General features: G+C 72.6%; 15 protein-coding genes. 11 read left to right on the forward strand and 4 right to left on the reverse strand.

From position 1 onward, the window contains the following. Positions 1-9: 9 nt before the first annotated feature. The gene (locus ACQ393_RS11020; protein WP_430646870.1) at positions 10-228 is read right to left on the reverse strand and encodes a hypothetical protein; all 219 of its coding nucleotides are present in this window, start codon (positions 226-228) and stop codon (positions 10-12) included. A 138-nt stretch (positions 229-366) separates the two neighbouring features. Between ACQ393_RS11020 and ACQ393_RS11025 the strand changes: the two genes are divergently transcribed. Continuing rightward, positions 367-1,218, forward strand: coding sequence for a DNA/RNA non-specific endonuclease (locus ACQ393_RS11025; protein WP_430646871.1), 852 nt, complete (start codon positions 367-369; stop codon positions 1,216-1,218). On the opposite strand, the gene ACQ393_RS11030 is transcribed toward ACQ393_RS11025, so the two are convergent. Continuing rightward, a complete protein-coding gene (locus ACQ393_RS11030) occupies positions 1,181-1,756 on the reverse strand; it encodes an RBBP9/YdeN family alpha/beta hydrolase (protein WP_430647022.1) in 576 nt (191 codons plus the stop codon). The two genes, ACQ393_RS11025 and ACQ393_RS11030, sit on opposite strands and share 38 nt — an antisense overlap. 140 nt (positions 1,757-1,896) lie before the next feature. Here ACQ393_RS11030 and ACQ393_RS11035 point away from each other — a divergent pair, with 140 nt between their 5' ends. Next, complete coding sequence (locus ACQ393_RS11035) at positions 1,897-3,441, forward strand: FAD-dependent monooxygenase (protein ID WP_430646872.1); 1,545 nt, start codon at positions 1,897-1,899, stop codon at positions 3,439-3,441. 61 nt (positions 3,442-3,502) lie between these two features. Here the strand turns inward: ACQ393_RS11035 and ACQ393_RS11040 are convergent, their stop codons facing one another. After that, entirely contained in the window at positions 3,503-3,850 is a 348-nt protein-coding gene (locus ACQ393_RS11040; protein WP_430646873.1) for a hypothetical protein, read from the reverse strand. An 87-nt stretch (positions 3,851-3,937) separates the two neighbouring features. Here ACQ393_RS11040 and ACQ393_RS11045 point away from each other — a divergent pair, with 87 nt between their 5' ends. The 9 genes from ACQ393_RS11045 to ACQ393_RS11085 all read left to right on the forward strand — a co-directional run bounded on the left by ACQ393_RS11045 (position 3,938) and on the right by ACQ393_RS11085 (position 13,743). Next, a complete protein-coding gene (locus tag ACQ393_RS11045; RefSeq protein WP_430646874.1) occupies positions 3,938-4,909 on the forward strand; it encodes an EamA family transporter in 972 nt (323 codons plus the stop codon). Between the two features lie 382 nt (positions 4,910-5,291). Next, complete coding sequence (locus tag ACQ393_RS11050; protein WP_430646875.1) at positions 5,292-6,221, forward strand: NAD(P)-dependent oxidoreductase; 930 nt, start codon at positions 5,292-5,294, stop codon at positions 6,219-6,221. A 42-nt stretch (positions 6,222-6,263) separates the two neighbouring features. Further along, complete coding sequence (locus tag ACQ393_RS11055; RefSeq protein WP_430646876.1) at positions 6,264-7,271, forward strand: LacI family DNA-binding transcriptional regulator; 1,008 nt, start codon at positions 6,264-6,266, stop codon at positions 7,269-7,271. A 185-nt stretch (positions 7,272-7,456) separates the two neighbouring features. Continuing rightward, positions 7,457-9,232 carry a glycoside hydrolase family 13 protein gene (locus tag ACQ393_RS11060; protein ID WP_430646877.1) on the forward strand — a complete coding sequence of 592 codons (1,776 nt, stop codon included), beginning with the start codon at positions 7,457-7,459 and terminating at the stop codon, positions 9,230-9,232. A gap of 25 nt (positions 9,233-9,257) precedes the next feature. Then, positions 9,258-10,619: an extracellular solute-binding protein gene (locus ACQ393_RS11065; protein WP_430646878.1), complete on the forward strand. Its 1,362-nt coding sequence runs from the start codon at positions 9,258-9,260 to the stop codon at positions 10,617-10,619. Between the two features lie 105 nt (positions 10,620-10,724). Further along, a complete protein-coding gene (locus tag ACQ393_RS11070; protein ID WP_430646879.1) occupies positions 10,725-11,705 on the forward strand; it encodes a carbohydrate ABC transporter permease in 981 nt (326 codons plus the stop codon). Then, positions 11,702-12,592, forward strand: coding sequence for a carbohydrate ABC transporter permease (locus ACQ393_RS11075; protein ID WP_430646880.1), 891 nt, complete (start codon positions 11,702-11,704; stop codon positions 12,590-12,592). Before ACQ393_RS11070 ends, ACQ393_RS11075 begins: the two co-directional genes overlap by 4 nt. Before the next feature lie 82 nt (positions 12,593-12,674). Further along, positions 12,675-13,322: a hypothetical protein gene (locus tag ACQ393_RS11080; protein WP_430646881.1), complete on the forward strand. Its 648-nt coding sequence runs from the start codon at positions 12,675-12,677 to the stop codon at positions 13,320-13,322. 67 nt (positions 13,323-13,389) lie between these two features. After that, complete coding sequence (locus tag ACQ393_RS11085) at positions 13,390-13,743, forward strand: DUF2834 domain-containing protein (RefSeq protein WP_430646882.1); 354 nt, start codon at positions 13,390-13,392, stop codon at positions 13,741-13,743. A gap of 230 nt (positions 13,744-13,973) precedes the next feature. Here ACQ393_RS11085 and ACQ393_RS11090 read toward each other — a convergent pair whose 3' ends face one another. Then, the gene (locus tag ACQ393_RS11090) at positions 13,974-14,546 is read right to left on the reverse strand and encodes a TetR family transcriptional regulator (protein ID WP_430646883.1); all 573 of its coding nucleotides are present in this window, start codon (positions 14,544-14,546) and stop codon (positions 13,974-13,976) included. Positions 14,547-14,568 lie beyond the last annotated feature (22 nt).

Genomic DNA, 14,568 nt, shown 5'->3' on the forward strand with positions numbered 1-14,568 from the left:
CGCCGCGCCTCAGATCTCGTGCGCGGCGTACCGCTCGATCTCCTCGTCGGAGACCGCGATGCCGGCGTCGGCGAACCGGCGGCGGAGCTCGTCGGCCTCGTCGGTGGCGTTGCCCAGGCGCAGGTCCTCACGCACCTGGACGAGGATCCCGCGGATCTGCTCCGTGCGGGTCGCGTCGCCCGCGCCGTCCTCGATGGGGGCGTCCTGGGTTCCCGGTGTCTCGGTCATGCGCGTCCCTCCTCCGGCCGCCGATCGGCCGGCCGCCGATCGGCGTGCCACGGTCGATGCTCGTCGAGCCCGCGGCATCCGTCGAGGCATTGACAGCGCGCCCCGGCCGGTGTCGGCGGAGCGTGGTTCGCTGGGCGCATGGGGTTCGATGCGCAGTTCCTGGGGCTCGAGGCCCCCATGCCGGCGGTGCCCGAGGCGGATGCCGCGGCATCCGTCGCCCTCGACTACCTGCACTTCACGATCGTGCTCGACACGCGCCGGCGGTTCGCGCGCATCACTGGCGTCAACGTCGACGGCGCCGCCCTCGTCGAGGTCGAGCGCGGCGACGACTGGCGCTACGACGCGCGGATCCCGGAGGACTGGCAGGCCGGCCCCGAGGTCTACGCGCGCAACGACCTCGACCGCGGGCACCTCGTGCGGCGCCGCGACCCCGTGTGGGGCCCGCCCGAGGTCGCCGCGCGAGCCAACGCCGAGACCTTCCGCTATCCGAACGCCGCGCCGCAGCAGGCCGAGTTCAACCAGTCGCTCGAGCTGTGGAACGGGCTCGAAGACCACGTCCTCGAGTTCGCGCGCGTGCACGCGCAGCGCCTCAGCGTGTTCACCGCGCCCGTCCTCGACGCCGGCGATCCGCCGTACCGCGACATCCAGGTGCCGCTGCGCTTCGTCAAGGTCGTGGCCTGGCGCTCCGGCGACGAGCTCGCATCGGCCGGCTTCCTCCTCGACCAGTCGCCCGTCGTCGACCTCGACGACCCGTTCCGCAGCAGTGCGGGCATCGCGGCCCGGGAGCGCGCCCGCCTCGCCGCCGGAGCCGGCGAGGTGCCCGACCTCGGCCCGTTCCGCACGTTCCAGGTCCCGGTCGCCGACATCGCCGCGATCACCGGGCTCGAGATGCCGGCGCTCGTCGCCGCCGATCGGATGCCGCAGGCGCTCGCCGCCGCCGGACCGCGCCAGGTCACGCGGCCGGAGGACCTGCTGCTCGGGGTCCGCTAGTCGCGAGGTCCTCCAGCAGCTGCAGGCCCTCGGGCCACTCGCCCAGGCCGCCGGCCGCGTTGACGTGCCCGCGCGGGCCGAGGTCGACGAACCCCGCGCCCCACGACGCGGCGACGGCCGCGTTCCGCGGAAGGTCGGAGTAGGGGTCGTCCGAGGAGGCGAGCACCGTCGCCGGGATGCCGAGTGGCCGGGTCGGGCACGTGAACCCGCCGGAGGCGGCGGCGCCGGGGAAGGCCGGGCCGGCCGGATCGGGCGGGGCGACGAGGAAGGCGCTCGAGATGCGGGCCGCCGCGGCATCCGCCCGCAGGGCCCAGTGCGCGACCGCGAGGCAGCCCAGGCTGTGCGCGACGAGCACGGGCGGGGCGGCGCTCGCCGTCACGGCACGGTCGACGGCGTCGACCCAGTCGTCGAGTGCCGGATGATCCCAGGATGCCGGGGCGATCCGGAGGGTGCCCGGAAGGGCGGCCTCCCAGTGCGACTGCCAGTGGTCGGGTCCCGAACCGCCGATGCCGGGGACGATGACGAGCGAATGGGACAGGGCGGCCTCCTCGGAGGTGCGCGGAACGGTGGACGCGTGCCGGTGCGGCCGTCGGACGCGGTGACCGCCTCAGCATGGCATCCCGGGCCGCGCCGCGTCGACGCATTCCGTCATCGTGCGGGCGGTGACAGGCTGGGTGCATGGCGGAGCCCGAGGTCCTGCGCACCGACGTGCTCGTCGTGGGCGCCGGGCCGAGCGGCCTCATGGCGGCGAACGTGCTCGCTCGTCGCGGCGTCGATGCGATCGTGGTCGACGGCAAGGACGGCCCGACCCGGGAGTCGCGTGCGCTCGTCGTGCAGGCGCGCTCGATGGAGCTGTACGACCAGCTCGGCCTCGCGGAGCGGATCCTCGCCGAGCGCGGGGCGGCGGTCGGCGCGATCCTCGCGTTCCGGCATCGCGTGCTCGGTCGCGTGCCGCTCCGGAGCTTCGCCGAGGGGCTGACGCCGTTCCCGGACGTCACCGTCTACGAGCAGAGCCGCAACGAGCGACTGCTCGTCGACGCGCTCGCGGCGCACGGCCGCGAGGTGCGATGGCGGCACCGGCTCCTCGCGCTCGACGCGCAGGCGTCGTCCGTCGCGGCGACCCTCGAGGGGCCGGACGGGCCGGTCGTCGTCGAGGCGCGGTACGTCATCGGCGCCGACGGCGCGCACTCGGCGGTGCGCGAGCTGCACGGCATCCCGTTCGAGGGCGTGACGAACGAGCACACGTTCTTCGTCGCCGATGCGATCGGGGCGAGCGGCCTCGTCGAGGGCGTCGTGAACATCAGGATGTCGCCCGACGACATCCTCCTCTCCTTCCCGATGGGCGAGGCGCGGCACCACCGTATCCTCGGCGTGGTGCGGGACGCCGACCTCGACGAGCAGGACCGGCTGCCCGAGCGGCTCGTGCGGTCGCGTATCGCGCGCGGCTTCACGGTGGGCTACCGGTCGTCGACCTGGTTCGCGACCTACCGCCTGCACCACCGCGTGGCCGCGCGCTTCCGCGACGGGCGGTGCTTCCTCGTCGGCGACGCCGCGCACATCCATTCACCCGTCGGCGGGCAGGGGATGAACACGGGCCTGCAGGATGCGCACAACCTCGCGTGCGCGCTCGGCGACGTGCTCGCGGGCGGCATGCCGCCGAGCCGGCTCGACCGGTACGAGGCCGAGCGCCGGCCCGTCGCGCGCCGGCTCGTCGCGACGACCGACCGGCTGTTCGGACTGGTCACCTCGGAGTCCCGGCCCGCGCGGATCGTCCGGGGGCGCCTGCTGCCGATGTTCGGGCCGGCGGCCGTCCGCCTCGTGCCGCGGCTCATCGGCGGTCGGCGCCTCTTCGGCTTCCTCTCGCAGATCCGCATCAGGTACCGGATGTCGCCGCTCGCGCCGACCCGCTCGCAGGTGCGCGACGACATCGTGGGCAAGCGGCTGCCGTACGCCGCGGGCGACCCCTCGAACCTCAACGCGCTGCGGTCGTTCCGCTGGCAGGTGCACGGGTACGGTGCGCCGGCCGACCTCGTGCGCGCCGTCGCGGAATCGCTCGGGATCGAGCACCACGTGTTCCCGCCTGCGGCGGGACGACTGCGCTCGGACCGGCTCTACCTCGTGCGCCCGGACGGGTTCGTCGCGGCCGAGGCGAGCGTGGCCGCCGGCCGGCGGGCTCGGGCAGGGTCGGTGCCGGCGGGCTTCCGCGAGCAGCTCGACGGCTGACTGACCAGCCGCCCGCGGGCCCGGGCGCGGGGACGGGCCGCCCGGCCGCCGCGCCGCCGCGTCAGCTCCCGGCCGGAGCCTCTTCCGAGGCGGCGACCGGCACGGGTGCGACGCGCGCGGACCAGCTCGACGCGTCGCGCGACATGGTCCACGGTTCCGTGCGGCGCAGGCCGTGGCATCCGAGCACCACCTTCGCGACGCCGTCGGCGAGGTCGCGCGACGAGGGCGGGTTCGTGCGATTCAGCTCGTCGAGGCTGAACGCGTCGACCGCGATCGGTTCGAGTCCTCCGGCCGTGTAGAGCAGCAGGTCCCAGGACTCGACGTCGTCCGTCACCACGACCCGCCGCAGCTCCACCCGTCCCGCGTGCTGCACCTCGTCGTCCGTCAGGCTTCCGAATGGCTTCGTCATCGCGCACCCCTGACCACAGCCAACAACAGCCGCGGCCGACCGGGGAAGAGGAACGGGGGCGAGTCGCGCACCGCGTATCGTCATTCCGTGACGCACGAGACCGACCCGGCACCCGCGCCGGACCATGCCGATGGCGCGCTCCGGCGCCGCCGAGTCGCCGGCGCGGCGACGCAGCTCGGCACCGAGGTCTCGATCAACTTCGGGTCCGCGCTCGCCGGGCTCGTGATCCCCGTCGTGGGCGCCTTCGTGGTCGTCGCCGTGCGCCAGCTCGTGATGGCGGCCGCCGTGCTGCCGTTCTACCGACCCGAGCGGGCGGAACTCACCTGGCGACGCCTGCGCCCGGCACTGGCCCTCGGCGTCGTGCTCGCCGTCATGAACGTCACGTTCTACATGTCGGTCGACCGGCTCGGCCTCGGCATCGCCGCCACGATCGAGTTCCTCGGACCGCTCTCGATCGCGCTGTTCACCTCGCGCCGCCTGCTCGACGTCGCGTGCGCGGTCGCCGCGGGCGCGGGCGTGTACCTCCTCATCGCGCCCGGCATCGGCGAGGCGGATGCCGCCGCCGCGGCCTCGTCGGCGGGTGCGGGCGTCGATGCGATCGGCGTGCTCCTGGCGCTGACCGCCGCGGCCAGCTGGGCCGCGTACATCCTGCTCACCCGGCGCGTGGCGACCCGGCTTCCGGGGCTCGAGGGACTCACGGTCGCGAGTCTCGTGAGCCTCGCGCTGCTGCTGCCCATCGCCGTCTGGACGTTCGACGCCGCGGTCATCGACTGGCGCGTGGCCGGCCTGCTGCTCGGCGTCGGCGTGCTGAGCTCGGCCCTGCCGTACAGCCTCGACACCTACATCCTCCGGCGCATCACGCCACGCCTCTACGCGATCATCACGAGCTTCGGCCCGGTCATCGCCGCGGTCTTCGGCGTGCTCCTGCTCGGGGAGTCGTTCACGCCCATCGAGGCGCTCGCGATCGTCGTGGTGTGCGGCGCCGCGGCGCTCGCGCTCGCGACCCAGCGCGAGCGCCCGGTGACCGACCTCGAGGTGACGGCGCAGACGATCCCGTAGCGCTCTCCGCGCCGCTCCCGGCGCGGTCATCGCACGACGTCACGTCGATCGCGGTGTTCAGATGACGGAGACGTCGTCTCCGGGATGCGCCGTGCGGGTCATCGCATCGCCCTCCCGGACCCGGCGTCGCCCTCCGGACCGGCGTCGCCCCTCCGGACCCGGGGTCGCCCCCGGGACGGGCGTGACCCTCGGGACGTGCGGGTCCGCCCATCGCCCCTGCGACAGGGGCGTCCCCTGCGACGGTCCTGCCCGGAGGGCGTCGATCGCCGCTCGTCCGGGGCGCCGCGGCGGCGGGACGAGTGACCCGTGCGCCTGCACGCGACGCGTCGTAGCGTGGAGGCAGGCGCGACGACGCGTCGCGAGCGACGTCGAGGAGGACGCGATGGCCGGGATCGGGTGGATCGGACTCGGGCACATGGGCGGGCCGATGGCCGCGCACCTCGTCGAGGCGGGGCACGAGGTCGTGGGCTTCGACGTCGACGCGGGCATGGCCGAGCGGGCGGCCGCCGCGGGCGTCCGGATCGTGACGGATGCCGCGACCGCGGCCCGTGACGCCGACGCCGTGTTCACGTCGCTGCCGAGATCGGAGCACTCGCGGGACGTGCTCATCGGGGGAGCGGGCGGCCGGGTCGGCGTGTTCGACGTCGTGCGGCGCGACGCCCTCGTGCTCGACACCTCGACGGTGGACGTCGCCACGTCGCGCGCGTGCCATGACGCGGCGGAGGCACGCGGCATCCGGTTCGTCGACGCCCCGGTCTCGGGCGGGATCGCCGGCGCGCATGCCGGGTCGCTGACCTTCATGCTCGGCGGCGAGGAGGCCGCGACCGGCGAGGCCGCGCGGCTCGTGACGCCGATGGCCGGCCACGTGTTCGTCGTCGGCGGGCCGACGGCGGGCATCGCCGCCAAGCTCGCCAACAACCTCATGCTCTTCATCACGCTCCAGGCGGCGTCCGAGGGCGCGCGGCTCGCGGAGGCGCTCGGGCTGGACCCGACGATCTTCCACGACATCGCAACCGTCTCGTCGGGCGATTCGTGGCCGCTGCGGACCTGGTACCCGGTGCCCGGCGTCGTGTCGACGAGTCCTGCGAACCGCAACTTCGAGGCGACCTTCACGACCCGCCTCGCTGAGAAGGACCTCTCGTATGCGCTCGATGCCGGGGAGGCGGCCGGGCTCGATCTCGCCGCGGGACGGCTCGCGATGGAGCGGTTCGCGCGCCTCATCGCGGAGGGCTACGGCGACCTCGACTGCAGCCTCGTCGTGAAGTACGTCGGGCGCGATGGACGCACGCCGGGATTCCAGCCAGCCGACTGAATCCTGTCGAGTTCTTGCGCTCACTCGACTAGCATTGCCGCCGTGTCGAGGAGGCTGGCGGACGTCGCGCGCAAGGTGGGCGTGAGCGAGGCGACGGTCAGTCGCGTGCTGAACGGCAAGCCCGGCGTCTCCGCGTCGACGCGCGACGCGGTGCTCACCGCCCTCGACGTGCTCGGCTACGAGCGGCCCACGAAGCTGCGCGGTGAACGCGCCAGGCTCGTCGGGCTCATGATGCCCGAGCTGCAGAACCCGATCTTCCCCGCGCTCGCCGAGGTCATCGGCGGCGGACTCGCCCAGAACGGGTTCACGCCCGTCCTCTGCATCCAGACCGCGGGCGGGGTCTCCGAGTCCGACTACGTCGAGCTGCTGCTGCACCAGCAGGTGTCGGGTGTCATCTTCACGGGCGGCGCGTACACGCAGGCCGAGGCGAACCACGACCACTACGAGCGGCTGCGCGAGCTGAAGCTGCCGACCGTGCTCGTGAGCGCGCCCGTCGACGGGCTCGGCTTCGCGACCGTGTCGTGCGACGACGTCGCCTCGATGGAGCAGGCCTTCGGGCACCTGCTGCAGCTCGGGCACGAGCGCATCGGCATCCTCCTGGGTCCGCGCGACCACGTGCCGTCGCAGCGCAAGCACGCCGCGGCGCTCGCGATGGCCGAGCGGCACGGGGTCGAGCTGCCCGACGAGTTCGTCGTGCACTCGCTCTACTCGCTCGAGTCGGGGCAGACGGCCGCCGCGAAGCTCGTCGCAGCGGGCGTCACGGGCATCGTGTGCGCGAGCGACCCCATGGCGCTCGGAGCGGTGCGCGCCGTCCGCCGCGCCGGGTTGCGCGTGCCCGAGGACGTGTCGGTCATCGGCTACGACGACTCGGCGCTCATGAACTGCACCGAGCCGCCGCTCACCACCGTGCGCCAGCCGATCGAGTCGATGGGCAAGATGATCATCGAGCTGCTCATGCGGCAGATGACGAGCGACGGCGGGACGGGCGACGAGGTGTTCTTCGCACCCGAGCTCGTCGTGCGCGCCTCGACGGCCCCCGCCCCGCGCTGATCCGCACGCGATGCTCGCGCGGTTCTCGCAAGCGATTCCCGCAATCGCTCGCAAGTCGTCGCAAACTTTTGTCCAGATGTTGAAAAGTTGCATCATCCTGTTGCTCTCATTACGTTGACGGGCATCGACGCCGTGGTCCTCCTGGACGCGGCGCGCCACCAGCCGACGACAGGAGCACGACCGCCGTGACCACGCCCCTCACCGAGGCCGCCGACGCACCGGCGAACGCGCCGCAGGCCGAACCGGCGACGACCGAGCCGGCGCCGGCGCCGACGGCGCTCACGGCGGATCCGCTCTGGTGGCGGAGCGCCGTGATCTACCAGGTGTACGTCCGCAGCTTCGCGGACTCCGACGGGGACGGCACCGGCGACCTGCGCGGCGTGCTCGCCCACCTCGACCACCTCCAGGAGCTCGGCGTCGACGCGCTCTGGTTCAACCCCTGGTACCCGAGCCCGCTCGCCGACGGCGGCTACGACGTCGCCGACTACCGCGACATCCACCCCGCCTTCGGCACGCTCGCCGACGCCGAGGAGCTCATCGGTGCGGCGCTCGAGCGCGGCATCCGCACCATCATCGACATCGTCCCGAACCACGTCTCGCACGAGCACGAGTGGTTCCGCGCGGCGCTCGCCGCCGGTCCGGGCAGCCCCGAGCGGGAGCGCTTCTGGTTCCACCCGGGCAAGGGGCCGAACGGCGACGAGCCGCCGACCGACTGGGTCTCGAACTTCCAGGGCGGCACGTGGACGCGTACGACGAACCCCGACGGCACGCCGGGGGAGTGGTACCTGCACCTCTTCGCGCCCGAGCAGCCAGACCTCAACTGGAACCACCCCGACGTGCGCGCCGAGCACGAGGACATCCTGCGCTTCTGGTTCGACCGCGGCGTCGCGGGCGTGCGCATCGACTCGGCCGGCCTGCTCATCAAGGACCCCGAGCTGCCGGAGGTGCCCGAGGCGCCCGCGCCCGGCGGTCACCCGACCGAGGACCGCGACGAGGTCCATGACGTCTACCGCTCATGGCGGCGCATCGCCGACTCGTACGAGGGCACGCGCGTGCTCGTCGGCGAGGTGTGGGTGCCGGATGCCGCCCGCTTCGCGGCCTACCTTCGTCCCGACGAGATGCACACGGCCTTCAACTTCGACTTCATGGCCCGGCCGTGGGATGCCGCGGAGCTCCGCGCCTCGATCGACCTCATGCTCGACGCCCACGCCCCGGTCGGCGCCCCGAGCACGTGGGTGCTCTCGAACCACGACGTGACCCGTCCGGTCACGCGCTACGGCCGCGAGGATTCGGGCTTCGCGTTCGCCCGCAAGCGCTTCGGCACCCCCACCGACCTCGCACTCGGCACCCGTCGTGCCCGGGCCGCGGCCCTCCTCACCGCGGCCCTGCCCGGCTCGCTCTACCTCTACCAGGGCGACGAGCTCGGCCTGCCCGAGGTCGACCTGCCGCGCGAGGTGCTCGAGGACCCCATGCACTTCCGCTCGGGTGGGGTCGACCCGGGGCGTGACGGATGTCGCGTGCCGCTGCCCTGGCGGGGCACGGCGTCGCCCTTCGGCTTCAGCCCCGACGGCGCGAGCGCCGCACCCTGGCTCCCGCAGCCGGCAGCGTGGGCTGCGCTCAGCGTGCAGGCGCAGGAGGCGGACGCCGGCTCGATGCTCCGGCTCTACCGCGACGCGCTCCGCATCCGCCGACGCGAGGCCGGGTTCGGCGACGGCCCGATGGCGTGGCTCGACCTCGGGCCCGACGTGCTCGCCTTCACCCGGGGCGACGACCTCGCCTCGGTCACCAACCTCGGCCGCACGCCGGTCGAGCTCCCCGATCACGAGCGGATCCTGCTCGCGAGCGCCCCGCTCGCCGGCGGCCTGCTCGCACCCGACTCGACGGCCTGGCTCCGCGTTCGGACCGGGACGGAGAGCCCGCGGCGCGCCGCGGAACGCACCCACCTCCGCACCACCACCTGAACACAGCACCGAAAGGACCACGACAATGAAGTCATCACGCAGGATCGCGATCGCGGGCATCACCGCGCTGGCGGTCGCGGGCGCCCTGGCCGGATGCACGTCCGGCAGCGGCTCGGAGGACGGAAAGCTCGAGCTCCGCGTCGCCACCTTCCCGCCCGGCGCGGACCAGGCGGCCTACGACGCCTTCGCCGAGCAGGAGGCGCAGTTCGAGGAGGCCAACCCCGACATCGACATCGTCGGCGTGGAGTACGAGTGGACGGCGCCGACCTTCGCGGCGCAGCTGGCCGGCGGCAGCCTGCCCGACGTGTTCACCGTGCCCTTCACCGATTCGAAGACGCTGCTCGAGAACGGCCAGCTCGCCGACGTCACCGACGAGATCGAGGAACTCGGCTACGCCGACAAGTTCAACCCCATCATCCTCGAGGAGGTCACCGACGCCGACGGGCACGTCTTCGGCTTCCCCCGCCAGGCCTACGCGAACGGCCTGCACTACAACCGCGCGCTGTTCGAGCAGGCCGGTCTCGACCCCGACAGCCCGCCGACCACGTGGGACGAGGTCCGCGCGGCGGCGAAGCAGATCTCCGAGGCGACCGGCAAGGCCGGGTACGCGACCATGGCGACCGGCAACACGGGCGGCTGGCAGCTGTCGGTGCAGGCCGACTCGCGGGGCGCGTCGCTGCAGACCGCGAACGGCGACGGCACCTACACGTCGACGATCGACAACGACGCCACCCGGGCGACGTTGCAGTACCTCCACGACCTCCGCTGGGAGGACGACTCGATGGGTGCGACGTTCGACTACGACTGGGGCACGATCAACCAGGAGTTCGCGGCCGGCAACCTCGGCATGTACACCTCGGGTTCGGACGTCTACACCGCGCTCGTGCGCGACTTCGGCATGGCGCCCGACGACTACGGCCTGACCGTCATCCCGACCGAGGACGGCGGCGGCGTGCTCGGCGGCGGCGACATCGCCGTGATGCCGCCGAACCTCGACGACGACACGAAGGCCGCGGCGGTCGAGTGGATCGACTGGTACTACATGCAGAAGCTGCTCGACGAGGACGCCGCGGTCACCGACGCGAAGGCGCTCTCCGACGCGGGCCAGGCCGTCGGCACCCCGGTGCTGCCGGTGCTCGACCAGGAGACCTACGAGGAGTCGCTCACCTGGATCGAGCCGTACGTCAACGTGCCGCTCGACCAGATGGCGGGCTTCACCGAGGGCATCTTCGACCAGACGCCGATCGGCGAGTTCAAGGGCCAGACCCAGCCCATCTACGCGCTCATGGACAACCTGGTGCAGGCCGTCCTCACCGATGAGGACGCCGACATCGACGCGCTCCTCGCGCAGGTCGACGCCGACGCGCAGGCCCTGCTCGACCAGTAGGCCTGCACGGATGCCGCGGCCGCGACCTCCCCGCGCGGCCGCGGCATCCGCCCCACCCCGCCGCCCCGCGGCATCCGCCACCCTCGCGCCCACCCAGGAGCACCGATGACCATGACGACCGACCCGGAGGTCGCCGAGGCGGCCGACCGGACGCCGGCACCGCGGCCCGTGTCCGAGCACCGGACGCGGCGCCGGACGCCGATGACCTGGCTCCGCGGCGGCGGACTGTCGAACCTCGCCTTCGTCGCCCCGATGCTCGTCGTCTTCGCGGTGTTCAGCTGGGGGCCGATCGTGCAGGCGGTCATCATGAGCTTCCAGAAGACGAACCTCGTGACGCCGCCGGTGTTCGTCGGCATCGACAACTTCGTGCGGGTGCTCTCCGACCCGAACCTCGGCACGGCGGTCGTGAACACGCTGTACTTCGCGCTGCTCGCCCTGCTGTTCGGCTTCCCGCTGCCGCTGCTGCTCGCGGTGATGATGAGCGAGGTGCGCCGGGGCAAGGGGCTGTACAGCGCGCTCGCCTACCTGCCGGTCGTCATCCCGCCCGTGGTCGCGGTGCTGCTGTGGAAGGTGTTCTACAACGCGAGCCCCGACGGCGTGTTCAACACGATCCTCGGTTGGGTCGGCATCCCGCCGCAGCCGTGGCTGCAGTCGTCGGCGACCGTGATGCCCTCGCTCGTGCTCGAGGCGACCTGGGCCGCCGCGGGCGGCTCGATCATCATCTACCTCGCCGCGCTCATCGCGGTGCCGCCGGAGCTGTACGACGCGGCCGAGGTCGACGGCGCCGGCATCTGGCGGAAGATCTGGCACGTCACCCTGCCGCAGCTGCGCGGCGTGCTGTTCATCATGCTGATCCTGCAGGTCATCGCGACGAGCCAGGTGTTCCTGGAGCCGTTCCTCTTCACGGGCGGCGGGCCGAACAACGCGACGCTCACGATCCTGCTCCTCATCTACCGCTACGCGTTCCAGAACAGCCTCGGCGGTGCCTACGGCGAGGCGACGGCCCTCAGCCTCATGCTCGCGATCTTCCTGGCCCTCCTCAGTTGGGCGTACTTCAAGCTCACCGAACGTTGGAGCACGAATTGACCGACGACCTCGCCGACCGGGGCGTGCTCTCGCCCGCCGACCGTCGCCGCACCAGCGTGCGCGCCTCGATGACCTTCGTCCACGGATTCCTCTTCGTCGGGCTCGTGGTGGCCGGCCTCGGGCCACTGCTGTGGCTCGCGAAGTCGGCCGTGACCCCGACGCAGGACACGTTGTCGACGCCCTTCGCGCTCTGGCCGAACGGCATCGACTGGGAGAACCTCGCCACGGCGTGGAACGACATCCACATCGACCAGTACTTCCTCAACACGATCTGGGTCGCCGCGGGCTCCTGGTTCTTCCAACTGCTCATCGCGACGACCGCAGGCTACGCGCTGTCGGTCCTGCGGCCGACGTACGCGCCGATCCTCAACGCGCTGGTGCTCGCGACGCTCTTCATCCCCGCAGTGGTGCTGCTCGTTCCGCTGTACCTGACGATCCTCCATCCGCCCGTGATCGGCACGTCGCTCCTCAATACGTACTGGGCGGTGTGGCTGCCCGCGGCGGCCAACGCGTTCAACATCCTGCTCGTGAAGCGCTTCTTCGACGGCCTGCCGCGCGAGGTGTTCGAGGCGGCGAAGACGGATGGCGCGGGGCCGTTCCGGGTGTTCTGGTCGATCGTGCTCCCGATGTCGAAGCCCATCCTCGGCGTGGTGTCGGTGTTCGCGGTGATCGCGGCGTGGAAGGACTTCCTCTGGCCGCTGCTCGTGCTGCCCGACCCCGCCGTGCAGCCGCTCTCGGTGCGCCTGCCCGCGGTGCAGTCGCAGACCGAGCTCGACGTGTTCCTCGCGGCGCTCGCGATCTCGACGCTGATCCCGGTCGTGCTGTTCCTGCTGTTCCAGGGCCTGTTCCTCCGCGGTGCGGGGCTCGGGGGCGCGGTCAAGGGCTGACGCGGAGCGCCGACGCGAGCTCGCGGCATCCGTTCACCTCGATCTCGGTACCCTCGAAGGGGCGACGCGAGGAGGTGCGGAATTGGGTGCGTTCCAGTGGCCGTGGCGTCGGCGGGGCCGGGTGAAGATGGCGCCGTTCGACCGGTCGCGGCTGCCCGAGGCGCGCACGGCGTCGTTCGACGAGATGCTCGAGGAAGGCCTGATGATGGCCGAGTCGGCCGGTCGGATGGCGCTGAAGAACCGCCTCATCGTGCACGCCCTCCGCACCGACGAACCGTTCTCCGACGAGCACGCCGCATCCGAGGCGCGAGCCGTGCTGTACGAACTCGTGCAGGAGGCCGACGAGGCGGCCGAGCACGTCGCCGACGAGCGCGCGGCCGCCGGCAAGCGCGAGGGGCGCTCGCAGCACCAGCACGACTACCACCGCGACGACCTGCTCAACTTGCGCCGCCGCGAGAAGGTCTACGCGTCGGTCGCGAAGCAGCTCTGGACCAAGCGGTCGGATGACGCCTACGTCGCGGAGTTCGTCGAACGCGCGCGCGACGCGGCCTGGCAGGACCTCGGCACCGCGATCGAGCAGGAGCTCGACCGGCGCTGGCCGCGGTACGACGAGGAGCCCGACTACGCCGAGCACCGCGCCGAGCGGATGTCGGTCGTGGGTGACGACCTCATGCGCGACCTCGCGCGGCTCGAAGCGCAGCGGGCGGTCGAGGCGATTCCGGAGTACTGATCCCGGAGTACTGACGCGCGGACGTGGCATCCGTCGCCGGGCGCGGATGCAGCGGCACACTGGGCGCATGACGCGTCACTGGACCCCGCTCGCCGTCGTCTACCTCGTGGTCGCGGTCGCCGGCCTCGTCGGCACGTGGACGTACAACGCGATCGCGATCGCCGAGGGCCGCGATTTCATCGGCGACCTGGTCTCGAGCGGGCCGGCGGTGTCGTCGATCACGACCGACCTGCTCGTCGTCGCCGTGGCCGGAAGCATCCTGATCGTCGTGGAGTCACGTCGGCTCGGCATGCGCTTCGCGTGGGCGTACATCGTGGGCTCGGCGCTGACGGCGTTCGCGTTCACGTTCCCGCTGTGGCTCGCGATGCGGGAGCGGCGGCTGGCGGCGCTGCGCGCCGCGGGGAACGGTGTCGACGGTTGAAGGATCGCGGCGTCGAGCCGACGGCCCGCGGCTCAGCGAAGTCGTCGTCAGTATCGGTGGGTACATGCCCGCCAGCACCCGCAGATCGTGACGACATGCCGACCCGGCCCCGCCCGATGACTCTGCCCGCAGGGTGCCTCATCTGCGACGTGGCGACCCTCGCCTGACCCGTCCTCGATGCGGTGGCGGCAGGTCGCGCCGCCGCGCCGCGGTCGATCGCCGGCGGCGAATCAGGCGCGGCCTGCGGTGACGGACACCGGCGCGACGACGGCTTCGACGTCGGTGCGGACGCGGGCGCGCAGGTCGGTGGCGGCGAGTGAGGGGCGGAGACCGGTGGGTGCCTGGATCCAGGCCGCGACGGCGCCCATCACGCGGACGAGGAGCTCGGCGGGCGGGTCCTCGACGGCGAGACGCCCGGACGCCTGGACGTCGCGGATCGCGTCGAGCTTCTCGCCGTAGAGTTCGAGCTCGCGAGGCGTGGGCTCGTGCGCCTCGAGGGTGCGACGGGCCTGGAAGCGGACGACCTCGGGGTGGGCGAGCGCGTAGTCGAAGAGCGCGACGGCGTAGCCCGGCAGGTCCTCCGGCGTGAACGGGACCTCGGCGTGCGCGCGCTCGATGACCTCGTCGGCGACCGCGTCGTACAGGCCCTCCTTGCTGTCGAAGTAGGCGTAGATCATCCGCTGGTTCGCCGAGGCGGCATCCGCGATGCCGGCAATGCGCGCGCCCGCGAAGCCACCCTCCGCGAACTCGAGCAGTGCCGCGTCGAGGATGCGGCGGCGGGTCTGTGCGGCATCTCTGGCCACGGGTCCTCCTTCGCGGATGCCG

Origin of the sequence: Agromyces sp. GXS1127 (genome assembly GCF_050565425.1) — a bacterium.
Taxonomy (GTDB): domain Bacteria; phylum Actinomycetota; class Actinomycetes; order Actinomycetales; family Microbacteriaceae; genus Agromyces.